Origin of the sequence: Serratia sp. KG1D (assembly GCF_037150675.1) — a bacterium.
GTDB lineage: Bacteria > Pseudomonadota > Gammaproteobacteria > Enterobacterales > Enterobacteriaceae > Serratia > Serratia nematodiphila.
The window spans coordinates 62,997-84,591 of sequence record NZ_JBAGIH010000002.1 but is presented as its reverse complement, the minus strand read 5'-3'; the positions used below and the strand labels follow the sequence as shown (position 1 = coordinate 84,591).

Below are 21,595 nucleotides of genomic sequence, written 5' to 3'. Positions count from 1 at the left end.
GCTATCCCAGCGCCTCTCTGCTATAGCTTTACATCTATATAGTTACTGATCTATATTTTAGGGAGGTCCCGTGTGGGAAATTAAAACAACGGATGCATTTGATCATTGGTTCAGATCACTCAGCGATGCCGACCGGGCCTGCGTGCTTGCTGCATTGATGGTCCTGCGGGAAAAAGGGCACGGCTTGCCCAGGCCCTATGCCGATACGGTTAAAGGCTCGCGTTACAGCAACATGAAAGAGCTGCGTATTCAGAGCCGTGGCGAACCGTTGCGGGCATTCTTCGCTTTCGATCCGTACCGTATTGGCATTGTGCTTTGCGCGGGCAATAAAGCCGGTAATGAAAAGCGTTTTTACGATCGAATGCTGCAGATTGCCGATCGGGAATTCACGAACTGGCTGAACACATTAAACGAGAAGGAGTGACGCGATGGGCAGAACGTTGGAACAGCTTATTGCGGATGAAAAGCCCGAGGTCGTGGCCAAAGCGCAGGCGCTGGTGGCGGACATCATGCTGAACATTCACCTTGCCGAGCTGCGTGAAAAAGTACAGAAAACGCAGGTTGAAATGGCGCAGGCGCTGGGGATCAGGCAGCCGACCGTCGCCGTGATGGAAAAACCGGGCCGCGATCTGAAACTGTCTTCGCTTAAACGCTATGTTGAGGCGGCCGGCGGCAAACTGCGGCTGGATGTCGAACTGCCGGACGGTTCGCACTACGAATTTGTGCTGTAAGCGCTAACGGCAGAAAAGCACAAAGCCCGCTCAGGTTCCCCGGAGCGGGCTTTGTGCACCAGGGCTCCTTTGACACGAGCAGGCGGCCGTGAAAGCAAAGAGGCTCAAAACGGGCAGGCTGTGTGAGCGCTTTCGTTTGGGCCGGATAGCGTTAAACAAGCCACCCGCACTCCCTTCGCGATGTCTTGCTTGCCCGTAACTGTCTCCTTGCTTCTTAGCTGAAACGATACAAATTATGTTGATAAATAGCTCATTTCATGTGCAAAAACTCAATATCTTTCATTAGAACTGCGATGAAATTCGTATTTTTATCGCACTATTACTTCAAATACTCACCCGGTGAAGTTCATCACATTTCTTTAACCTGCTTAACAGTAGATTTTCCTTGTTTAGAAAAAAATCGATTCAGCTAAAGGGGAAGGGAAATGAAAAAGACATGGGTTATGGCGGTGTTTTCGGCCCTGATTTCAGGGCAGGCGGCGGCGCAGAGTTGGGCGCTGACCAGCGCTGAAGATGGCGTGGAGAAAGGAAACTGGAAGATTTCGAGCGAGGCGCTGAAGGTGAAGGATAAAACGTTCAGCATCGAGCAGAAAGTGCTGCACGGCGGTAAGCAAGAAGGCAGCAAAGTCCTGATTATCCGCAGCCAGGATGGCCTGACCATCACGCTGAGTCCCACCCGCGGCATGAACCTCCTGCGGGCAGAAGGCTTTGGCGCGAAAATGGGATGGGATTCACCGGTCAAAGAGGTGGTCAACCCCGCTTTTATCAATCTGGAAAGCCGCAATGGGCTCGGCTGGCTGGAAGGTTTCAATGAGATGATGGTGCGTTGTGGCTATGAGTGGACCGGTCATCCGGTGACCGAAGGAGGGCAAATTTACACGTTGCACGGCAAAGCGGGCAATACGCCGGCCTCGCGGGTTGAGGTTGAGGTAGCGGATACGGCGCCGTATGAAATTCGTATTCGCGGCCTGATCAAAGAGAGCACATTCAAAAAAGCCGATCTGCAAACCCTCACCGAATTGCGCTATGTGCCCGGCAGCAACAGTTTCAGCCTGCATGATGTGTTAACCAACCGGGCGGATTATCCCCATGACTACCAGATTATTTATCACAGCAATTTCGGCGCGCCGATTCTGGAAAATGGCGCCCGTTTCCTGGCGCCGATGGCCAGCATCAGCCCGTTTAACGACTATGCCAAAGCCGGGCTGAAGACCTGGGGAACCTATGCCGGCCCAACCAAAGGGTTCGATGAAATGGTCTTTAACATTAAGCCATTATCGGATCCGAATCATCAGACACTGGCGGCGCTGGTCAATAACGCGGGCGACAAAGGGGTGGCGATTCAGTTCGATACCCGCCAGTTGCCCGTCCTGACGCTGTGGAAGAATACCGATACGTTAAAACAAGGGTATGTGACGGGGATTGAGCCGGGCACCAGCTATGCCTACCCGGTTACCGTCGAGCGCGAACAAAAACGCGTCAAGCAGTTGCAGCCTGGCGCCAGTGCGCAGTTTGATCTGACCTATACCTTGCTGCACAGCAAAGCGCAGGTGGCGGATCTGGAGAAGAAGATTGCTGATATTCAGGGTAAGGTAAAAATTGATGAGAATGCCGCGCCGATAGCCAAAGAGTAACGCTGCCTGTCGACGCGTTTAGCGTTAAAGCAAAAAGCCCGCTTAAGTTGCCTTAAGCGGGCTTTTCTAAATATGGCTCCTCTGACTGGACTCGAACCAGTGACATACGGATTAACAGTCCGCCGTTCTACCGACTGAACTACAGAGGAATCGTTGGAACGGGGCGAATAATAGCGGGGCGTCCGGGGTTTGTCAAAGCGCTAAACTGCAAAAAAAGCGCGTTTGCTGAGGGAATGAACACCTTGCGCTGTTTTTCGGCATTTTCCATCGCTGTGCGGTGATTTTGCGGCCCACAACGATTGCACAAGCCTTTGCACGGCGATGGTGCAGGGCCGTTCTCCCTCTCACGCTAGCCGCACTGCCCATACTCTCGGTTACCCCCGCTACACGCCGCGCTGCAACTGATATGTAGGATGAATAAGCAAACAATATGTATTCGTCGTCACAATGGCTGGATTTTTGCTTACCCATTTTTGGGGAATGCGACTGCGCTCTCAAGAAAATTATTTTCCCCGTCTACACATAAAGTGACTGATCCGCGCCCCAGGGCGTTTCGCTACAACAGTGCTGAGGAAGATAACAATGTCATCGAAATTGATAAAAAGTCCGCTCGCTGCTTTGCTCATCGGTTGTTTAGGTACGGCTTTTTCCGCGCAGGCCGATATCGTCATCGGCGTCGCCGGGCCGTTCTCCGGGCCGAACGCCACCTATGGCGATCAGTATTGGCGCGGGGCTTCGCAGGCGGCGGCGGACATCAACGCCGCCGGCGGGATCAAAGGGGAAAAAATCAAACTGGTGCAGGGGGATGACGCCTGTGAACCGAAGCAGGCGGTCGCGGTCGCCAACCGGCTGGTGGATCAGGACAAGGTGTCGGCGGTGGTCGGCCACTTCTGTTCCTCATCCACCATGCCCGCCTCCGAGGTGTATGACGAGGCCGGCATCATCGCCATTACCCCCGGCTCCACCAACCCGCAGATCACCGAGCGCGGCATGAAGAGCATGTTCCGCATGTGCGGGCGCGACGATCAGCAAGGCGTCATCGCCACCAACTACATGCTGGATACCCTGAAGGCCAAACGCATCGCGGTGATCCACGATAAAGACACCTACGGCCAGGGGCTGGCGGACGCAGCGAAGGCGGCGATGAACAAGCGCGGGGTTAAAGAGGTGCTGTATGAGGGGCTGTCGCGCGGCGAGAAAGACTTCAACGCGCTGGTGACCAAGATCGCCTCGGTCAAACCTGACGTGGTCTACTTCGGCGGTTGCCATCCGGAAGCCGGGCCGCTGGTGCGCCAGATGCGCGAGCAGGGCGTGACCGCCAAGTTCTTCTCCGGCGACTGCGTGGTGACCGAAGAGCTGGTGACCGCCGCCGGCGGGCCGCAGTACACCAACGGCGTGCTGATGACCTTCGGCAACGATCCGCGCCTGATCCCGGAGGGCAAGGCGGTGATCGCCAAGTTCCGCGCCAGCGGCTTTGAGCCGGAAGGCTACACCCTCTATTCCTACGCCTCGATCCAGGCGATCGCCGCCGCCTTCAACGCCACCGGCGGCAAAGACAGCGCCAAGGCCGCCGAATGGCTGAAGTCGCACGACGTGGACACCGTGATGGGTAAAAAAGCCTGGGATCAGAAGGGCGATCTGAAGGTCTCGGACTACGTGGTCTATCAATGGGATGACAAGGGCAAATATCACCAGCTGTAAACGGCCGAACCGTGAAGTTATGACCCTATGACCGACGGGCCGCCGCTCTGGCGCGCCCGTTCCGCGATGACCTTTGGCCGCGTCGGACTGCGTTGGCGGCCTTACCAGGCGAGACTGCTCATTATGGATGTATTCTTTCTGCAACAGCTGATCAACGGCCTGACCCTCGGCGCGGTGTATGGCCTGATCGCCATCGGCTACACCATGGTTTACGGCATCATCGGCATGATTAACTTCGCCCACGGCGAGGTATATATGATCTCCGCCTACCTGTGCGCCATCGGTTTGGCGCTGCTGTCGTTCTTCGGGCTGCACTCGTTTCCGCTGCTGATCCTCGGCACGCTGGTGTTCACCATCGTCATCACCGGGGTGTACGGCTGGGTAATCGAGCGCATTGCCTACAAGCCGCTGCGCAACTCCACCCGCCTGGCGCCGCTGATCTCCGCCATCGGCATGTCGTTAATCCTGCAAAACTACGCGCAGATAAGCCAGGGGCCGCGCCAGCAGGGCATCCCGACGCTGCTGAGCGGCGTGTTCCGCCTGGAGTTCGACGGCGGCGTGGTGCAGATCACCTACACCAAAGTGTTCATTCTGGTGGCGTCGCTGCTCGGTATGGCGATCCTCACCTACATCATTCAGCGCACCCGGCTGGGGCGCATCTGCCGCGCCACCCAGCAGGATCGCAAAATGGCTTCGATTCTCGGCATCAATACCGATCGGGTGATCTCGCTGGTGTTCGTGATCGGCGCCGCCATGGCCGGGTTGGCCGGGGTGCTGATCACCATGAACTACGGCACCTTCGATTTTTACGTCGGCTTTATCATCGGCATCAAGGCCTTCACCGCCGCGGTGTTGGGCGGCATCGGCTCGCTGCCGGGCGCGATGCTGGGCGGGCTGCTGCTCGGCGTGGCGGAGGCGCAGTTCGCCGGCATGGTGAATTCGGATTACAAGGACGTGTTCTCCTTCGGGTTGCTGGTGGCGATCCTGATCTTCCGCCCGCAGGGCCTGCTCGGCCGGCCGCTGGTCGCCAAGGTTTAAGGAGAACGCCATGTCGCAATTCGTAATCAACGGCGGGCTGAACGTCAAACGCAGCCTGCTGGACGCCGTTTTGGCCGGGCTGATCGCCCTGATCGTGTTCGGGCCGATCGTCGGCATCGTGCTGAACGGCTACAGCTTCAACTTCGAGCCGCATCGGCTGGTATGGATCATCGCCGCGGTGATGGCCGGGCGGCTGCTGCTGAGCCTGTTCCTGCAAACCGCGCCGGGGCGCAGGGTGTTGGCGCGCTTCGACGGCGGCAACGACGGCGTTTACGTGCGGCCGCTGGGCTATAAATCCAACCTGCGCTGGATCCTGCCGCTGATGACGGCGATCGCGCTGCTGTTCCCGTTTGTCGCCACCAAATACCTGCTGACGGTGGCGATCCTCGGCCTGATCTACGTGCTGCTCGGCCTGGGGCTGAACATTGTGGTCGGGCTGGCGGGGCTGCTCGATCTGGGGTACGTGGCGTTTTACGCCATTGGCGCCTACGGGCTGGCGCTGGGCTACCAATATCTCGGGCTGGGGTTTTGGGCGATGCTGCCGCTGGGGGCGCTGATGGCGGCGCTGGCCGGCGCACTGCTGGGTTTTCCGGTGCTGCGCATGCACGGCGACTACCTGGCGATCGTTACGCTGGGTTTCGGCGAGATCATTCGGCTGGTGCTGAACAACTGGATGTCGCTCACCGGCGGGCCGAACGGCGTCTCGGTGCCGGCGCCGACGGTGTTCGGCCTGGAGTTCGGCCGGCGCGCCAAAGACGGCGGGGTGCCGATCCACGAGTTTTTCGGCATCGATTACAACCCGAATCTCAAGTTCATTTTCATCTACGCGGTGCTGTTTTTGGTGGTGCTGCTGGTGCTGTATATCAAGCACCGGCTGACGCGCATGCCGATCGGCCGCGCCTGGGAGGCGCTGCGCGAGGATGAGATCGCCTGCCGTTCTCTGGGGCTGAATCACGTGTTGGTGAAGCTGTCGGCGTTTATGCTCGGCGCTTCCACCGCCGGGCTGGCGGGGGTGTTCTTCGCCACCTACCAGGGCTTCGTCAACCCGACTTCGTTCACCTTCTTCGAGTCGGCGCTGATCCTGGCGATCGTAGTGCTGGGCGGCATGGGCTCCACCCTCGGCGTGGTGCTGGCGGCCTTCGTGCTGACGGTGGCGCCGGAGCTGCTGCGCAGCTTCGCCGAATACCGGGTGCTGCTGTTCGGCGTGCTGATGGTGGCGATGATGATCTGGCGGCCGCGCGGGCTGGTGCGCATCAGCCGATCCAGCTTCGCCGAACGCAAGGGGGTAGCGCCATGAGCGACGCCATTTTGCGGGTGGAACACCTGATGATGCACTTTGGCGGCATCAAAGCGCTGAACGACGTCAATCTGGAGGTGGAACGCGGCTCCATCACCGCGCTGATTGGCCCCAACGGCGCCGGCAAGACCACGGTATTCAACTGCCTGACCGGCTTTTACCGCGCCAGCGGCGGCGCGATCCTGCTCAATACCCACAAGCGGCCGACCGACGTGATCCAGGTGCTGGGGCAGAAGTTCCGCGCCGGCGACTGGATACGCCCAAAGCGGCTCGGTTCGCGCCTCTACTACAAGATGTTCGGCGGCACCCACCTGGTGAACCGTGCCGGGCTGGCGCGCACCTTCCAAAATATCCGTCTGTTCCGCGAAATGTCGGTGGTGGAGAACCTGCTGGTGGCGCAGCACATGCAGAGCAACCGCAACCTGATCGCCGGGGTGCTGAATACGCCGGGCTACCGCCGGGCGGAGAGCGCCGCGCTCGATCACGCCTTCTACTGGCTGGAGGTGGTGGATCTGGTGAGCTGCGCCAACCGGCTGGCGGGGGAGATGTCTTACGGCCAGCAGCGGCGGCTGGAGATCGCGCGCGCCATGTGCACCGCGCCGGAGATGATCTGCCTCGATGAGCCGGCCGCCGGGCTGAACCCGGTGGAGACGGCCACGCTGAGCCGCATCATTCGCTTCCTGCGGCAGCATCACGGCATCACGGTGCTGTTGATCGAGCATGACATGGGCATGGTAATGGAGATCTCCGATCGGGTGATCGTGCTCGATCACGGCGATGTGATCGCCCGCGGCACGCCGCAGGAGATCCAGCACAACGAGGCGGTGATCGCCGCCTACCTGGGCGCGGATGAAGAGGAGCTGGCGGGATGAGCGAAGCGATGTTGGAATTTCGCGAAGTGGATGTGTTTTACGGGCCGATCCAGGCGCTGCGCCAGGTGTCGCTGCAGGTGAACGCCGGGGAGACAGTGGCGCTGATCGGCGCCAACGGCGCGGGCAAGTCCACGCTGTTGATGTCGATCTTCGGCCAGCCGCGCATCGCCGGCGGGCAGATCCTGTTTGGCGGCGAGGACATCAGCCGTCGCTCCACGCACTTTGTTGCCAGCAGCGGCATCGCGCAGGCGCCGGAGGGGCGGCGCATCTTTCCGGACATGAGCGTGGAGGAGAACCTGCTGATGGGCACCATCACCGTCGGCAATCGCTACCTGGAGGAGGATTTGCCGCGCATGTTCGAGCTGTTTCCGCGCCTCAAGGAGCGGCGCAACCAGCGGGCGATGACCATGTCCGGCGGCGAGCAGCAGATGCTGGCGATCGCCCGCGCGCTGATGAGCCGGCCGAAGCTGTTGCTGCTGGACGAGCCGAGCCTGGGGCTGGCGCCGATCGTGGTGCGGCAGATCTTCGGCGTGCTGCGCGAACTGACCCGCAGCGGCATGACGCTGTTTCTGGTGGAGCAAAACGCCAACCATGCGCTGAAACTGTCCGATCGCGGCTATGTGATGGTCAACGGCCAGATCCGCCTCACCGGCAGCGGGGAAGAACTGTTGAACGATCCGGAGGTGAGAAAGGCCTATCTGGGCGGCGGCTGAGCGCCGCCCCACGGGCAGGGATGCCCGCGTTCATTTTTCGGCGTTGCGCTCTTGGCCATCGTAGTGCGAACGGGCCGCTCTGAAGGCGTCGGCGGAGGCGATAATCCACGACCAGAGTGGCAGCATGTTGAGCAGCATCTCTTCCCCCGCGTCGGTGATGGTGTAAACCACGCGGGGCAGTTTCTCCTGATAATCGCAGCGCGATATCAGCCCGTCCCGCTCGAGATGGCGCAGCGTCCGCGTCAGCATTCTCTGCGTCACGCCCGCCAGTTGGCGGCTTATCTCGCCGTGGCGCAGCGGCCCGTGAGTGCCCAGGATATGCAATACCCCCAGCGACCAACGGTTGCCCGCATGCGCGAGGATCTCACGCTTCAACCCTTCATCGTCGTTGCTCAGTTCTTCACAGAACGCCTGCGAAAATTGCAGCAGCGCTTCCCGATCGCTCGTCATATTCCTCTCCGGTATCACGCGTGTACCTAATTGAACCCGTTTTTGTCAGCTGTCAGGATGACGCAGTGTCAAGACAGGAGGCAAGAATGAAATCCACAAATCCATCTATCAATGCCGTGCTCATACTCGGCGCCGGTGAACTGGGGCTGCCGGTATTGCGTGCGATGAGCCGGCAGGCTCGGTTATCTCCATCTTTAAAAATCAGCGTGCTGCTCCGGCCGGAGGCTGCACGCGCCGTGAGCGGCCCGCTCCGGGCGCGGCGGGATGCGCTGGCGCGGCTCGGCATCGCCGTGGTGGAAGGCGATCTGCAGCAAAACGGCGTGGAGGCGCTGAGCGCGCTATTCCGTTCCTTCGACGCGGTGATCAACTGCAGCGGCTTTGTCGGCGGGGCGGGCACGCAGGTAAAGATCACCCAGGCCGTCTTGCTGGCGGGCGTGGCGCGCTACTTCCCGTGGCAGTTCGGCGTGGACTACGATGTCGTGGGTAAAGGCAGCGGGCAACAGGTGTGGGATGAACAGCTTGAGGTGCGCCACCTGCTGCGTGCGCAGAAGGCGACGGAGTGGGTGATTGTTTCCACGGGCATTTTCACCAGCTACCTGTTTGACCCCGGCTTTGGCGTGGTGGATGTGGCAAGCAAAACGGTGCGCGCGCTGGGCGACTGGCGCTACGCGGTGACGCTGACCACCCCTGAGGACATTGGCCGGCTGACGGCCGCGATTTTTTTCCATCGGCCCGCGTTTCGCAACCAGGTGGTCTATATCGCCGGCGACACGCTGACCTACCGCGAGCTTGCCGATCTTATGCAGGCGCACTGGGGCGTGGAGGTCAACAGGATCCTGTTGGACAAAGAGCGGCTGCAGGCGGAGGTGCGCAATCATCCGCATGATGTCGGCGCCAAATACCGGCTGGCTTTCGCCCGGCCCGACGGCGTGGCCTGGGATAAGGCAAAAACCTTCAATGCGCGCCAGGGCATAGCCACCACCACCGCCGAGCAGTGGCTGGCTTATCAGGGCGGTTAATCGCCTGAGCGCCGCAGTCAGAACTGGCGCTGCATCCAGCGCACGTTCAGCCGCACCAGCGCGATGATGGCGCCGGAGAGCAGCCGCAGCCCGGCGGGCATGTCGCGGCGGCGGATGTCCAGCAGCAGCACGGTGCGCACCTGCGGGCTGTCGTTCCACACCTCGTGTTCGAAGGTATCGTCCCACAGCATGAACTCCCCCTCGTGCAGCCGGTATTCGCGGCCGTCCACTTTCAGCACCGCCGCCGGCGCGCCGTCGGCGCGTTTGGGCATGTCCAGCACCAGATAGCCGCGCAGAATGCCGCGAAACGGCCCGCGATGGGGCGGCACCTGTTTGCCGGGCGCCAGGAAGGAGAGCGAGGCGGACAGCACGTCAGGCGACGAAGCGATCAGCGCCGCCAGCGTCGGGCAGCGCGCCAGGTTGTGGGGGATGGGCTGGCCGTAGGCCTTCATGATGAACATGCGCCAGTCGCGCGCGTCGTTGGCGGAGATCGACGCCTGCTGGCTCATGATCTCGTGAAAACGGGGAATATTGTGCAGATCGTGGGCGACGGTCAGCGCCTCTTCGCGGATCTGCCGCCATTGGGCGGTGAAACGTTCGGCGTCGGGGAACAGCGCGGCGCTGTCGAGCACCGGCTTGCCCTGAATGCGGCGATCGTAAACATTGCGCAATGCGAGCACGGACCAATCATAAATCGCGGACATCATAATGACCTCGCCTCAGGAAACGCCAAAGGGACACTGCGCGCTTCTTCGGCGCGGCGCGTGGACGGCCTGGGAAGAACGGCAGGAAAAATTGGTACGCTTCAATAGATTAGCACAGCATTTTGGCAACCGTGCGTCGGTGAGCGTGTCGATGGGCGGTGAAAAAAACCACACAATTAAAGTGTGACGCATATCGCATTTATCGGGCCGGTTGGTTAAAATATCGCAACTTGCCGCACCTGTCCGGATTTTGTTTACCATGGAACACGCTCCCGTTTCGCGCTCAACCGCCTGGTTGCGCGTGGTTATCCTTGCCGTCTCGGCCTTTATCTTCAACACCACCGAGTTTATTCCGGTCGGTCTGCTGAGTGATATCGCCGCCAGCTTCTCGATGCAAACCGAACAGGTCGGCTTGATCATTACCATTTACGCCTGGATCGTCGCCGCCGCCTCGTTGGCGTGCATGCTGCTGACCAGCAAGATTGAGCGCCGCAAGTTGCTGATCGGCGTGTTCATGCTGTTTATCGCCAGCCACGTGCTGACCGCCGTGGCCTGGAACTTCACCACGCTGGTCATTTCGCGCGCCGGCGTGGCGCTGGCGCACTCGGTGTTCTGGTCTATCACCGCCTCGCTGGCGATCCGCGTGGCGCCGCCGGGCAAGAAAGCCCAGGCGCTGAGCCTGCTGGCGGGCGGCACCGCGCTGGCGATGGTGCTCGGGCTGCCGCTCGGGCGGGTGGTCGGGCAGCTGCTCGGCTGGCGCATGACCTTTATCGGCATCGCGGTGTGCGCCACCCTGGCGCTGGTGCTGCTGTGGCGCCTGCTGCCGGTGCTGAAAAGCGAGCATTCCGGTTCGCTGGCCAGCGTGCCGCTGCTGTTCAAGCGCCCGGCGCTGGTGGCGCTTTACATGCTGACCATCATTGTGGTGACGGCGCACTTCACCGCCTACAGCTACATTGAGCCGTTTATCCAGACCGTGGCCGGGCTGTCGGAGAACTTCACCACGCTGATGCTGCTGCTGTTCGGCGCCGCCGGCATCGTCGGCAGCCTGCTGTTCAGCCGCTACAGCGAGCGGTTTCCTTCCGGCTTCTTCATCGGCGCCATCACGCTGCTGGCCTTGAGCCTGCTGCTGCTGTTGCCGGCGGCCGGCAGTGAAAGCCACCTGACGGTGCTGTGCATCTTCTGGGGGATGGCGATCATGGCGATCGGCCTGTCGATGCAGGCCAAAGTGCTGAGCCTGGCGCCGGACGCTACCGACGTGGCGATGGCGATTTTCTCCGGCCTGTACAACTTCGGCATCGGCAGCGGCGCGCTGCTGGGCAACCAGGTGAGCCTGCATCTGGGCATGGGCAACATCGGCTTCGTCGCCGCGCCGCTGGCGCTGATCGCCCTCGGCTGGTGCCTGTTGAGCGTCTACCGCAGCGAACGGCTGCAGCAGCACCACAGCCGTTAACCTGCCGATTCGGGATGCCGCTGCGGCATCCCGCGCTACATTTTCCTGCTATAAAACAGGCTGCTGCAGCGTTTTATGCTTAACTTTTTTTCATAGTCTGCTAATTAAAAATTTAACTCCGACGCCGCTTCGCTAGCATAGAAAGTCATCAAAAATGTTAATGCGAGGTTAATGGTGAGTGAATCTGTAGCGGCGTCGCCGATCCATGCGCGGGATTTGGCGGCCAGAATCGACGCCTTGCCCGCGTCGGCCGGCCTGTGGCGCTTTATCATTCTGCTGTCGCTGGGCGGCTTTTTCGAACTCTACGATCTGTTCCAGACCGGCTATATCAGCACTGGCCTTATCGCCGACGGCATTTTCCACACCGGCGCGCAGGGCGTTTTCGGCGTGTCGGATCAGGCGGCCTTTGCCTCCGCCACCTTTCTCGGTCTGTTCGTCGGCGCCAGCCTGCTGAGCCCGTACGCTGATCGCTTCGGCCGGCGCGCCACCTTTATGTTCGCCCTGATCTGGTATGGCGCCTTCTCGCTGCTGTTGGCGTTTCAACAGCAGGCGGAATGGGTGATCTTTCTGCGTTTTCTGGTGGGCGTCGGGCTCGGCATCGAGTTGGTGACCATCGATACCTACCTGACGGAGTGGGTGCCCGCGCACTTGCGCACCCGGGCTTTCGCCTTCGCGTTCTTCGTGCAGTTTCTGTCGGTGCCGGCGGTGGCGCTGATGTCCTGGTGGCTGGTGCCGCAGACGATTTGGGGGCTGAGCGGCTGGCGCTATGTGGTGATTGCCGGCGCGCTGGCTTCGCTGGTGATCTGGCTGGTGCGCAAGGGGCTGCCGGAGTCGCCGCGTTGGCTGGTGCAACAGCGGCGCTATGCGCAGGCTCGGCAGGTGATGCGGGACATGGAGCGGCGCTGTGGCGTGGCGGCCGCGGACTTCCCGTCGCGCCCGGTGGACGATGCCGAGGGAGCGCCGCTGCGCGGCCGCTTTCGCGACATCTGGGCGCCGCAATATCGCGATCGCACGCTGATGCTGGTAGTGATGAATTTCTTTCAGGCCATCGGCTTCTTCGGCTTCGGCAACTGGCTGCCGGCGCTGCTGTCGGGCAAGGGCGCTTCGGTCACCCACAGCCTGCTGTACGCTTTCTTTATCACGCTGGCCTACCCGCTGGGCTCGCTACTGTGCAGCTTCTACGCCGACAAGATGGAGAACAAGTGGCAGATCGTGTTGTCCTGCCTGGTGACGGTGATCTTCGGCTCGCTGTTCGCACTGCAGAACAACCCGCTGTGGCTGATCCTGTGCGGTTTCTTCATCACCTGGTCCAACGCCTGGCTGACCTACAGCTACCACTCTTACCAGTCCGAGATCTTCCCGACCCATATCCGCGCCCGCGCCGTCGGTTTCTGCTACTCCTTCAGCCGGCTGTCGACGGTGTTCAGCAGTATCATCATCGGCATTATCTTGCAGTACGGCGGTTCGCTGGGGGTGATCGCGTTTATCGTCGCCAGCATGCTGATCGTGATGCTGGTGATCGGGCTGTTCGGCCCAAAAACGCGCGGTATCGATCTGGAAAACATCTGACGTTTTTGCGCCGGCGGCGACGCCGGCTTCTTCAGCAAAAAAACTCGCGATCATGCGAAAATTATTCCGTTATCACTGCCTTTACGCCTGCCGTACTGTTAACCCGTACAAAATCCAATTCGATACCGAGCGGGGAACACGTCATGAGCACCCTTACCGCGCCCGATGGCGCACGCATTTTCTATAAGGATTGGGGCCGCGGCCAGCCGATCCTGTTCTCCCACGGTTGGCCGCTGTCCGCCGACGCCTGGGACAACCAGATGCTGTTTTTCGGCCAGAGCGGATTCCGCGTGATCGCCCACGATCGCCGCGGCCACGGCCGTTCGGAGCAAACCTGGCACGGCAACGACATCAACCAATACGCTGACGATCTGGCCCTGCTGATCGAAACGCTGGATCTGCGCGATCTGATCCTGGTCGGCCATTCCACCGGCGGCGGCGAAGTGGCGCGCTACATCGGCCGTCACGGCAGCGATCGGGTGGCGAAGGTGGTGCTGGTCGGCGCCGTACCGCCGCTGATGCTGCAAACGCCGGTCAACCCTGAGGGTACGCCGATGGCGGCCTTCGACGGCATTCGCAGCGGCGTGGCGGGCAACCGCTCGCAGTTCTTCAAAGATTTGGCGGTGCCGTTCTATGGCCTCCACTGCGACGAGGTGGAGAGCAATGCGGGGCTGATCGACCACTTCTGGCTGATGGGCATGCAGGGCGGCGTGAAAGGGCAGTACGAGTGTGTGCGCGCGTTCTCCGAAGTGGATTACACCGCCGACCTGCTGGCGATCGACAAGCCGACGCTGCTGGTGCACGGCGACGCCGATCAGATCGTGCCGATCGGCGCCTCGGCGCTGAAAGCCGCTAAGCTTATGCAACAGGCGGAGCTGAATGTTTACGCCGGCGGTTCGCACGGTTTGGCGCAGATCGATCCCGATCGCTTCAACGCCGATCTGCTGGCCTTCATCCAAAATTCGCCGTTTTAAGGGGGCGCGATGAACCTGACTGCTATCGCCGCCCGCTGCGCACAGCGGCTGCATGCGCCTGCGGTGCGCTGGCTGCTGCTGCTCGCCATTTGCGCCGCCTATATTCAGGGCGGGTTGGTCAAAGCGCTGAACGTCGAAGGCGCGGTCGCCGAGATGAGCCACTTCGGCCTGCAGCCGGCGGCGCTGTTCGCCGTGCTGGTGACGCTGCTCGAACTGGCGGCGTCGGCGCTGATCCTGAGCGGCTTTTATCGCTGGCTCGGCGCGTTGGCGCTGGCCGGTTTTACCCTGATGGCGACGCTGATGGCCAATCCGTTCTGGCAGTTCGACGGGGCGGAGCGCGGCCAGATGATGAACGGATTTTTTGAACACCTTGGGCTGGCCGGCGCGCTGTTGCTGGTGGCATTTAACGATTTGAAGGAGCGAACAGATGGCTGAGCAGACGGAAAACAAGGCGGCGGCGGGCGGCTTCGCGCCGCTGAAAATCCCATTATTTGCGGTGCTGTGGGGCGCGACGGTGCTCGGCAACGTCGGCAGCTTTATGCGCGACGTCGCCAGCTCGTGGCTGATCACTGACCTGTCGAGCAACCCTTCGGCGGTGGCGCTGATGCAAACCGCCGCTACGCTGCCGGTGTTCCTGCTGGCGATCCCGGCCGGGGTGCTGTCGGACATTCTCGATCGGCGGCGCTTTCTGATCTTCGTGCAAATCTTGCTGGCCTGCGTGAGCGGCAGCCTGCTGGTGCTGTCGCAGACCGGCTCGCTGACGGTGGAGTATTTGCTGGCGCTGACGTTCGTCGGCGGTATCGGCGCGGCGCTGATGGGGCCGACCTGGCAGGCGATCGTGCCGGAGCTGGTGCCGCGCGCCGAGCTGAAAAACGCCGTGGCGCTGAACTCGCTGGGCATCAACATCGCTCGCTCCATCGGCCCGGCGGCCGGGGGGCTGCTGCTGGCCAGCTTCGGCGCCGGCGCGGCCTACGGCGCGGACGTGATGAGCTATGTGCTGGTGATCGCGGCGCTGCTGTGGTGGAAGCGGCCGAAGGTTGAGGACAGCGGCCTGTCGGAACACTTCTTCGGCGCCTTCCGCGCCGGCCTGCGCTATGCCCGCTCCAGCCGCGAGTTGCACGTGGTGCTGCTGCGGGCGGCGGTATTTTTCGCCTTCTCCAGCTCGGTCTGGGCGCTGTTGCCGCTGGTGGCGCGCCGCATGCTGGGCGGCAGCGCCGGCTTTTACGGCGTTTTGCTGGGGGCGGTGGGCGCCGGGGCGATCCTCGGGGCTATTGTGCTGCCGCGCCTGCGCCAGCGGCTGAATGCCGACGGGCTGGTGTTGCTGGCGGCGGTGTTGACGGCGGCGGTGATGGCGGCCCTGTCGCTGGCGCCGCCGCAGTGGCTGGCGGTGGTGCTGCTGTTGGTGCTGGGTGCAGGCTGGATTATCGCGCTGACCACGCTCAACGGTGCGGCGCAGGGCGTGCTGCCCAACTGGGTGCGCGGCCGCGGCCTGGCCATCTACCTGATGGTGTTCAACGGCGCGATGGCGGCGGGCAGCCTGCTGTGGGGGCTGGTGGCGCAGGAGCTGGGCGTGGCCGCCACGCTGCTGGTCGGCGGCGTCGGCCTGTTGGCGGCGGGGCTGCTGTTCCACCGCCTGCGTCTGCCGACCGGTGAGGCCGATCTGCAGCCGTCGAACCATTGGCCGGAACCGTTGGTCAACACGCCGGTCGAAAACGATCGCGGCCCGGTCATGATTCAGGTGGAGTACCGCATCCGCGAACAGGATCGCCCGCAGTTCTTGCGCACGCTGCTGATGCTGGAGCGGGCGCGCCGCCGCGATGGCGCTTACGCCTGGGGCATCACCGAGCATACCGGCGATCCGGAATGCATCATGGAGTGGTTCCTGGTGGAGTCCTGGGCGGAGCATCTGCGGCAGCACCAGCGGGTGTCGCACGCCGACGCCGATCTGCAGCAGGAGGCGCTGCGCTTCCATATCGGCCCGGAGAAACCGGTGGTGCATCACTTCCTGTCGTTGGACAGGCGGCAGGTGAAGCATTAACTGCACGGCCAGGCGGTGAGAAGGTGCTATGCTTTTGGTCGGTTCGGCGGCGCGGCCGCCGTAAGACGAATGTAGTCAGTACAGGGAGACACATTGATGACGGCACCTTCTGCTTTTGCCCGCGAGCTTGGGCTGCGCTATCCGATCGTTCAGGGGCCGATGAACGGCGCGTCGCCGCCGGCGTTGGCGGTGGCGGTGAGCAACGCCGGGGCGCTGGGATCGTGCGCGGCGGCGCTGTTTTCACCGGCGGTGATCCTCGAACGTGTGCAGCAGATCCGCGCGCAGACCGCCGCGCCGTTCAACATCAACCTGTTTCTGCTCAATGAGCAGCACCCGGATCTCGCCGAACTGAAGCGCGCCCAGCACCTGCTGCGGCCGTTCCGCGAAGCGCTGGGGCTGAGCGAGCCGCCGATCCCCACTCAATTCGCCGAAAACAACCGCGACCAGATCGCAGCCTTGCTGGAGGCTGCGCCGCCGGTGGTCAGCTTCACCTTCGGTGTGCTGCCGCGCGCCACGGTCACGCAGTTCAAGAAGGCCGGTTCACGGGTGATCGGCACCGCCACCACGGTGGCGGAAGCCCGCGCCTGGGAAGAGGCGGGCGCCGACTTCGTTTGCGTCTCGGGCTCGGAGGCGGGCGGCCACCGCCCGACCTTCCTCGGCGATATCGAACAATCCTGCGTCGGGCTGATGGCCCTGCTGCCGCAGGTGGTGGCGGCGGTGAAAATCCCGGTGATCGCCGCGGGCGGCATCATGAACGGGCGCGGCATCGCGGCGGCGCAATTGCTGGGCGCGCAGGCGGCGCAGCTCGGCACCGCGTTTCTGTGCAGCCCGGAGTCGGGCATCGCCGAAGCCTGGCGGGCGGCGCTGAGCAACGCCGGCGATGACAGCACGCGCCTGACGCGCGCCTTCAGCGGCCGCCCGGCGCGCGGCATCGTTAATGATTTCATGCGGCAGATGCGCGCGGAAGAGGCGCAGATCCTGCCTTATCCGGTGCAGAATGCGCTCACCGGCGATATCCGCCAGGCGGCGGCCAGGGCCGGGCGCGGGGAGTTTATGTCGCTGTGGGCCGGGCAGGGTGTCGGTCTGGCGCGGCCGATGCCGGCGGCGCAGCTGGTCGCCACCCTGGCGGCGGAGCTGGCAGCGGTGTGACCTCGTCTGCGCGATTTATTGCTGTGGTAATGTAAAAAGACGCCGGGGTGAGGCCTGATAAGAGATGAACAGTCCGGCGTTCGCGCCGGACTGTTGGTTTCTTGGCTAGACGAGAATATCGGCGGAAGCGTCGACATGCCCAACGATTTTAACCAAGAAATCAGGTGATTGATTGCCGGAGAGATTGATGGCCAGATCGGTGAGATTCTGCTGCGCGTCATAATTCAGCGCCGCTTCATATAACGAGCCGCTTAAACTATCCACGAAGTGCAACTCGCCCCCCTCGGCCTTAGCCGTCTGGTTGAGCCACGACAGGTCGATTTTATCCACCGCCGTCTGGAAATCGCGGATCCAATCCGGCGCGGTGGCTTGGCTGTCGCCGGTTTCGCGGAAGACGAAGGTGTCCGCGCCTGCATCGCCCCAGAGCTGATCGGCGCCGCCGGCACCGTAAATGATGTCGTTGCCTGCACCGCCTTTTAGCGTATTGTTCAGCGCGTTGCCCACAAGAATGTCGGCGCCGCTGCCGCCGATGATATTTTCAATCTGCGCGCCGTAGGCGATGGCGATATTCGCCTTCAAGCCGCCTACATCAGAGAATGCGCCTTCGTTAATGTTGATGCGCTGATCCTGGCTGTAGCCTGAAAAATCCAGCGTGTCATTGCCGCCGGCATCCCAGATAGCCGCCACGATTTTGTCCGTGGACGCTTTAACGCTCAGAAAGTCTCTGTCCGTATTCGAGTTGAAACCATAGGTGGTATCGCCGGTGCGCGTGGTGGTATTCGCGCCGTAAAGCTTCTGTATGGCGGTAATATCATCCAGCTGCGGTCCTGATGGCCAAACGCCTTTATAGTCAGCGCTGGTGTATTGTTCGTTAAAATAGCTCATCAAAGAATATTGATGGTCGTCTTCATAATACTTCGCCGAGTTGGCGTAGGTGGGGTAGGTGGCATTTGACGCATCATAATTGCCGGGATGAGAAAGCCCCAACGCATGCCCTATTTCATGGGTAAGCGTATCCCTGGCGTAGTTATTGGTTTGCGGATTGGAGGCGTCGTAGCCGTTATTACCGCTGATCCAAATGGTGCTTTTGAGATTGCTCTGCGTACTTTCATACGAGGTGTAATTGCCCCCGCTGGCCGCCTTATAAAAACCAAACTTTATATCTGCATTTTTCGCGTCGTTGCCTTTAACCTCGGTGAACGTGATGTTGGCCACATCCGACCAGGATTGCAATGAAAGCTTGGTTTGGGCTTGCTGAGCGGCGGTAAGCTGCGTGGCGCCCGTCTTGTCGCTGCCGGTATAGACGGGGAAAGAGTAGGTCAAGGTAGCCGCATGGTCTGTCACGCCTTTGCCATTGGCGGAATAATGGCTTCTCAGCAGCAGATCTGAAACCTCTTGCGTGGTATATGACGGTTTACTGCTCTCCGCGTGATCGCCTCTTTCATAACGGGTTAAATAATCGGAAATCTTATCGGTAGCTAATGACATATCAAACTCCTTTGGACGTTGACAATATTGCACCTAACGCTCTATATGCTCGTACACAGGTTTGAAAATCAGGGATAATTAATGTGATATCATTGGCTTGCCTCCTTGGTCTGGCTTGAATATTGCGTTCAAGCGGAATATATCCTTATCATTAATCACGGTGAGGAATTAATTGTGTACTGTGACTGAGTTAAAGCAGTATAAACACAATTATTTTATTAATGAGTTATTCTTATATGAATCTTTTACATAAGATATGCGTAAAAGGCGTGCTTAAATAACTAGGTGGAATTAAATCTTTATTTAATATTACACTGTGATTGGCTCGCGGAGTTTACGTGATTGATTTATCTTTTTGCTTTTATTTGGCTTTTATCTGTGAATGGCGGTGAGTAGCCGCCATTGCCGCAATGCATATGGGTGGCTACTCGCCGGCGATCGTCATTAATTGAGTACGGGATTATTAAGGGTGCCCGCGTATATCGATTAACTTACCTGATACTTAAAAACTGTAGGTGCCCTGCGCCAGCACGAAGTTCATATCTTTCAGCCCGGCATGTTGCTGCAGGCTGTGGCCGACGTCGAAGTAGACGTAGGCCACCTTGAACTGGAGATCGCTTCTCGGCGTCCAGGTGGTTTCGACCTGGTACTGGTTGCCGATAAAGCGCGAGCCCTGTTCGCTGCCTTTCACCGGGCGCATTGGCCCGAGATAGAAGGCGTCCTCACGGCGTTGCCGCCATAAGGCGTCCCAGCTGAAATCGATGGCCAGGGTTTGCCACGGCGTAATGGTGACCGAAGGATGGATGGCGATCAGGTTAGCCGGCGCCACCAGCCCGTTTTCGGTCAGGTAGGGCAGCTTGGGGTACATGGCGTTGAAGGTGTTGAGCTGCCCATCGTGACCGTTTTTGTCGCCGCTGGCGATGCCAATCTTGCCGCCGAAGCGCGGCCGCCAGCGCCAGTCGCTCACCGTATAGCCGGCGTGCGCCGACGCCGACCAGGCGCGGATATCGCGCTGTTCTGCGCTGCCGAACTGCCAGGCAGCTTCATTATCCCAGTCGAACCCCCGCGCTGCGCCGAAGATGCGTGCGCCGACGGTATAGCGCCGCTCTTGCCCGCTAAGCTGCGCGTAGTGGGCGTCGTTATCCTCAAAGCCAAAGGTGTAGAGATCGAGCGAGGACGCCAGCGGCGTCAGCGGCGTGGTGCCGTACAGTCCCCACACCTTTTGGCTGTTGTCGGTATCGTCATCGAAACTGCCGGTTTTAAGGGTGACGGGATGGCCGATAAAGGCGTCGAGGCGGTTTTTATCCTTGACCCAGCTGGCGCGGATAGCATCGAAGGAACGGCGCACGTTGGGGCCGTCGCGGGTGCCCAGCAGGTGCAGCGAGCCCAGCGCAATCTCCTGGCGGCCGACCCGCAGGGTGCCGAGGCCGTAGGCAGTGGGCAGTTTCATATCTACATAGCCCTGCCCGAGGTAGGCATGATCTTCGTCGGTCGGCTTGCGCCCGCGATCGCGCGGCGTGGCCAGCGACGATCCCACTTGCACATAGGCGCCGAAATAGTCGCCGTAGTCGAGGCGCGCGCCAACCAGCAAGCGCTGCATGAAAGTGTCGTCGCGTCCGCCGCTCAGATCCCGTTGATCCGTCCATTCATAGCGCTCGCGCAGTGAACCGTCGAAAGATAAGGTGGCCGCATCGCCCAACGGGATGTTTTTCCAGGGGGAAGCGGCGGGCTCCGCCGCCAGAGCGGGAAGCGTGGAGAACAGCAACAGTGCGGGTAGCGTGCGTTTCATCATGAATATCCGAAGAAAAAAGCGCGCCGCAGCGCGCCTTGGGTTTATTTGGCCGTCTGGTGAATTTCGGCGATGTAGCCGCCGGGGAAACGTACCAGCGCCGAGGCGCGGCGTTCCGCCGCCGTCGAACGCCACAGCACCTGCGCGCCGCTGGCCGTCGCTTTGGCCAGCGTGGCCTGCAGATCCTCGACGCCATAGCCGGTGCGCTCATGGCCGAACGGATAAGGCAGATGCCCATCGGTGACGAAAATGCGCGTTTTGCCAAAACGCGAGTCCAGTTCGATCTGGCGGATCTTGCCGTTATCGTTGCGGCCGATCGCCGCATCGCTGACCTGCTCGTCGCGCACGACTTTGCCGTGCGAGAACGTCTGATAGCTTTTCAGGAAGTCATCGACGCGGTAAGCGGAGAGATACAGGCGGTTTTCCGGCACGCTCAGCAGCGGCTTGTAGTTGGGCGCCTTGGTGTGCCAATAAAGCTGCATGTTGACGCCGCCGGGCCATTGGATCACCGCGTCGCGCCCAATCGGATCATCGAAGGGGGCGACCAGCACATCGGCGCCGGCGGCCCTGGCCTGCCGGATAGCGGCGTCCATATCCCTGACCAGAAAACCGTTGCGTTCGACGCCGAACGGGTATGGGATCGGCGTTTTGAAATCGAACACCGAGAAGCTGCCGGCCGGCGTCAGTATCAGCTGGGAATAGGTTTCGCTCGGCGTCGGCGTGACGTTGACCAGCACGCGTTCGGTGCGGGTGCCGCCGAAGGTTTTTAGGATGCTGTCGACAAAGGCATCCATCTTGCCGCGTTCGACGTAGACATGGGTGGTGTCATATTGCGGCCCCACGGCGAGAGATGCCGTATCGGCCGCCCATGATACGGCAGGGAGCAGCAGCGCAAGGGCCGATATCCTCAGCCGACGAGAAGAAATACCGATAATGTGTTGCATGATGACCTCCAGGTAGCGGTTATTTTCCTGAGTGC

20 protein-coding genes and 1 tRNA gene are annotated in these 21,595 nt (G+C 61.0%); 15 read left to right on the top strand and 6 right to left on the bottom strand.

Features of this window, described 5'->3' with window-relative positions:
• Positions 1-70 precede the first annotated feature (70 nt).
• The 3 genes from WFM45_RS12145 (at position 71) to WFM45_RS12135 (ending at position 2,365) form a co-directional block, all read left to right on the top strand.
• Complete coding sequence (locus WFM45_RS12145; RefSeq protein WP_336955822.1) at positions 71-424, top strand: type II toxin-antitoxin system RelE/ParE family toxin; 354 nt, start codon at positions 71-73, stop codon at positions 422-424.
• Positions 425-428: 4 nt separating this feature from the next.
• The gene (locus WFM45_RS12140) at positions 429-731 is read left to right on the top strand and encodes a transcriptional regulator (RefSeq protein WP_336955820.1); all 303 of its coding nucleotides are present in this window, start codon (positions 429-431) and stop codon (positions 729-731) included.
• A 425-nt stretch (positions 732-1,156) separates the two neighbouring features.
• Complete coding sequence (locus WFM45_RS12135) at positions 1,157-2,365, top strand: aldose 1-epimerase family protein (RefSeq protein ID WP_336955818.1); 1,209 nt, start codon at positions 1,157-1,159, stop codon at positions 2,363-2,365.
• A gap of 73 nt (positions 2,366-2,438) precedes the next feature.
• On the opposite strand, the gene WFM45_RS12130 is transcribed toward WFM45_RS12135, so the two are convergent.
• Positions 2,439-2,514 (bottom strand) — tRNA-Asn (locus WFM45_RS12130).
• A 433-nt stretch (positions 2,515-2,947) separates the two neighbouring features.
• Between WFM45_RS12130 and WFM45_RS12125 the strand changes: the two genes are divergently transcribed.
• The 5 genes from WFM45_RS12125 (at position 2,948) to WFM45_RS12105 (ending at position 7,986) form a co-directional block, all read left to right on the top strand.
• Positions 2,948-4,066: a branched-chain amino acid ABC transporter substrate-binding protein gene (locus WFM45_RS12125; protein WP_033632602.1), complete on the top strand. Its 1,119-nt coding sequence runs from the start codon at positions 2,948-2,950 to the stop codon at positions 4,064-4,066.
• 123 nt (positions 4,067-4,189) lie between these two features.
• Positions 4,190-5,104, top strand: coding sequence for an ABC transporter permease subunit (locus WFM45_RS12120; protein WP_048324303.1), 915 nt, complete (start codon positions 4,190-4,192; stop codon positions 5,102-5,104).
• A gap of 10 nt (positions 5,105-5,114) precedes the next feature.
• Positions 5,115-6,401 (top strand): high-affinity branched-chain amino acid ABC transporter permease LivM, encoded by a 1,287-nt coding sequence (gene livM / locus WFM45_RS12115; RefSeq protein WP_085336768.1) that lies wholly within the window; start codon positions 5,115-5,117, stop codon positions 6,399-6,401.
• Positions 6,398-7,273: an ABC transporter ATP-binding protein gene (locus WFM45_RS12110; RefSeq protein WP_004928596.1), complete on the top strand. Its 876-nt coding sequence runs from the start codon at positions 6,398-6,400 to the stop codon at positions 7,271-7,273. The genes livM and WFM45_RS12110 overlap by 4 nt, the downstream gene beginning before the upstream one ends.
• On the top strand, positions 7,270-7,986 hold the full coding sequence (locus WFM45_RS12105) for an ABC transporter ATP-binding protein (RefSeq protein WP_242142109.1): 717 nt from the start codon (positions 7,270-7,272) through the stop codon (positions 7,984-7,986). The genes WFM45_RS12110 and WFM45_RS12105 overlap by 4 nt, the downstream gene beginning before the upstream one ends.
• A gap of 30 nt (positions 7,987-8,016) precedes the next feature.
• Here the strand turns inward: WFM45_RS12105 and WFM45_RS12100 are convergent, their stop codons facing one another.
• Positions 8,017-8,436, bottom strand: coding sequence for a winged helix-turn-helix transcriptional regulator (locus WFM45_RS12100; protein ID WP_160125614.1), 420 nt, complete (start codon positions 8,434-8,436; stop codon positions 8,017-8,019).
• 86 nt (positions 8,437-8,522) lie between these two features.
• Here WFM45_RS12100 and WFM45_RS12095 point away from each other — a divergent pair, with 86 nt between their 5' ends.
• Positions 8,523-9,455 carry an aromatic alcohol reductase gene (locus WFM45_RS12095; protein ID WP_336955812.1) on the top strand — a complete coding sequence of 311 codons (933 nt, stop codon included), beginning with the start codon at positions 8,523-8,525 and terminating at the stop codon, positions 9,453-9,455.
• 17 nt (positions 9,456-9,472) lie between these two features.
• On the opposite strand, the gene WFM45_RS12090 is transcribed toward WFM45_RS12095, so the two are convergent.
• Positions 9,473-10,159, bottom strand: coding sequence for an aspartyl/asparaginyl beta-hydroxylase domain-containing protein (locus WFM45_RS12090; protein ID WP_031300704.1), 687 nt, complete (start codon positions 10,157-10,159; stop codon positions 9,473-9,475).
• 259 nt (positions 10,160-10,418) lie between these two features.
• Here WFM45_RS12090 and WFM45_RS12085 point away from each other — a divergent pair, with 259 nt between their 5' ends.
• From WFM45_RS12085 to WFM45_RS12060, 6 genes are all read left to right on the top strand, one after another.
• Positions 10,419-11,609 carry a sugar transporter gene (locus WFM45_RS12085; RefSeq protein ID WP_033632605.1) on the top strand — a complete coding sequence of 397 codons (1,191 nt, stop codon included), beginning with the start codon at positions 10,419-10,421 and terminating at the stop codon, positions 11,607-11,609.
• A 171-nt stretch (positions 11,610-11,780) separates the two neighbouring features.
• Entirely contained in the window at positions 11,781-13,178 is a 1,398-nt protein-coding gene (locus tag WFM45_RS12080) for an MFS transporter (protein WP_004928618.1), read from the top strand.
• Between the two features lie 143 nt (positions 13,179-13,321).
• Positions 13,322-14,152: an alpha/beta fold hydrolase gene (locus WFM45_RS12075; RefSeq protein WP_015378462.1), complete on the top strand. Its 831-nt coding sequence runs from the start codon at positions 13,322-13,324 to the stop codon at positions 14,150-14,152.
• Between the two features lie 9 nt (positions 14,153-14,161).
• Positions 14,162-14,587 (top strand): DoxX family protein, encoded by a 426-nt coding sequence (locus WFM45_RS12070; RefSeq protein ID WP_033632607.1) that lies wholly within the window; start codon positions 14,162-14,164, stop codon positions 14,585-14,587.
• The gene (locus tag WFM45_RS12065) at positions 14,580-16,190 is read left to right on the top strand and encodes an MFS transporter (protein ID WP_033632608.1); all 1,611 of its coding nucleotides are present in this window, start codon (positions 14,580-14,582) and stop codon (positions 16,188-16,190) included. Before WFM45_RS12070 ends, WFM45_RS12065 begins: the two co-directional genes overlap by 8 nt.
• Before the next feature lie 96 nt (positions 16,191-16,286).
• Entirely contained in the window at positions 16,287-17,339 is a 1,053-nt protein-coding gene (locus WFM45_RS12060) for an NAD(P)H-dependent flavin oxidoreductase (RefSeq protein ID WP_033632609.1), read from the top strand.
• Positions 17,340-17,444: 105 nt separating this feature from the next.
• Here WFM45_RS12060 and WFM45_RS12055 read toward each other — a convergent pair whose 3' ends face one another.
• From WFM45_RS12055 to WFM45_RS12045, 3 genes are all read right to left on the bottom strand, one after another.
• Positions 17,445-18,827, bottom strand: a complete 1,383-nt coding sequence (locus WFM45_RS12055) for a serralysin family metalloprotease (protein ID WP_250602231.1) — start codon at positions 18,825-18,827, stop codon at positions 17,445-17,447.
• Positions 18,828-19,329: 502 nt separating this feature from the next.
• Positions 19,330-20,619, bottom strand: a complete 1,290-nt coding sequence (locus tag WFM45_RS12050; protein ID WP_336955805.1) for an alginate export family protein — start codon at positions 20,617-20,619, stop codon at positions 19,330-19,332.
• Positions 20,620-20,660: 41 nt separating this feature from the next.
• Complete coding sequence (locus tag WFM45_RS12045) at positions 20,661-21,560, bottom strand: VOC family protein (RefSeq protein ID WP_015378455.1); 900 nt, start codon at positions 21,558-21,560, stop codon at positions 20,661-20,663.
• Between the last annotated feature and the right edge of the window lie 35 nt (positions 21,561-21,595).

What these genes read in the sequence shown, in the direction of transcription:
- WFM45_RS12140 (WP_336955820.1), top strand. Translation starts at nt 429, where the DNA reads ATGGGCAGAACGTTGGAACAGCTTATTGCGGATGAAAAGCCCGAGGTC.
- WFM45_RS12135 (WP_336955818.1), top strand. Translation starts at nt 1,157, where the DNA reads ATGAAAAAGACATGGGTTATGGCGGTGTTTTCGGCCCTGATTTCAGGG.
- WFM45_RS12125 (WP_033632602.1), top strand. Translation starts at nt 2,948, where the DNA reads ATGTCATCGAAATTGATAAAAAGTCCGCTCGCTGCTTTGCTCATCGGT.
- WFM45_RS12120 (WP_048324303.1), top strand. Translation starts at nt 4,190, where the DNA reads ATGGATGTATTCTTTCTGCAACAGCTGATCAACGGCCTGACCCTCGGC.
- livM (WP_085336768.1), top strand. Translation starts at nt 5,115, where the DNA reads ATGTCGCAATTCGTAATCAACGGCGGGCTGAACGTCAAACGCAGCCTG.
- WFM45_RS12110 (WP_004928596.1), top strand. Translation starts at nt 6,398, where the DNA reads ATGAGCGACGCCATTTTGCGGGTGGAACACCTGATGATGCACTTTGGC.
- WFM45_RS12105 (WP_242142109.1), top strand. Translation starts at nt 7,270, where the DNA reads ATGAGCGAAGCGATGTTGGAATTTCGCGAAGTGGATGTGTTTTACGGG.
- WFM45_RS12100 (WP_160125614.1), bottom strand. Translation starts at nt 8,436, where the DNA reads ATGACGAGCGATCGGGAAGCGCTGCTGCAATTTTCGCAGGCGTTCTGT.
- WFM45_RS12095 (WP_336955812.1), top strand. Translation starts at nt 8,523, where the DNA reads ATGAAATCCACAAATCCATCTATCAATGCCGTGCTCATACTCGGCGCC.
- WFM45_RS12090 (WP_031300704.1), bottom strand. Translation starts at nt 10,159, where the DNA reads ATGTCCGCGATTTATGATTGGTCCGTGCTCGCATTGCGCAATGTTTAC.
- WFM45_RS12085 (WP_033632605.1), top strand. Translation starts at nt 10,419, where the DNA reads ATGGAACACGCTCCCGTTTCGCGCTCAACCGCCTGGTTGCGCGTGGTT.
- WFM45_RS12080 (WP_004928618.1), top strand. Translation starts at nt 11,781, where the DNA reads ATGGTGAGTGAATCTGTAGCGGCGTCGCCGATCCATGCGCGGGATTTG.
- WFM45_RS12075 (WP_015378462.1), top strand. Translation starts at nt 13,322, where the DNA reads ATGAGCACCCTTACCGCGCCCGATGGCGCACGCATTTTCTATAAGGAT.
- WFM45_RS12070 (WP_033632607.1), top strand. Translation starts at nt 14,162, where the DNA reads ATGAACCTGACTGCTATCGCCGCCCGCTGCGCACAGCGGCTGCATGCG.
- WFM45_RS12065 (WP_033632608.1), top strand. Translation starts at nt 14,580, where the DNA reads ATGGCTGAGCAGACGGAAAACAAGGCGGCGGCGGGCGGCTTCGCGCCG.
- WFM45_RS12060 (WP_033632609.1), top strand. Translation starts at nt 16,287, where the DNA reads ATGACGGCACCTTCTGCTTTTGCCCGCGAGCTTGGGCTGCGCTATCCG.
- WFM45_RS12055 (WP_250602231.1), bottom strand. Translation starts at nt 18,827, where the DNA reads ATGTCATTAGCTACCGATAAGATTTCCGATTATTTAACCCGTTATGAA.
- WFM45_RS12050 (WP_336955805.1), bottom strand. Translation starts at nt 20,619, where the DNA reads ATGATGAAACGCACGCTACCCGCACTGTTGCTGTTCTCCACGCTTCCC.
- WFM45_RS12045 (WP_015378455.1), bottom strand. Translation starts at nt 21,560, where the DNA reads ATGCAACACATTATCGGTATTTCTTCTCGTCGGCTGAGGATATCGGCC.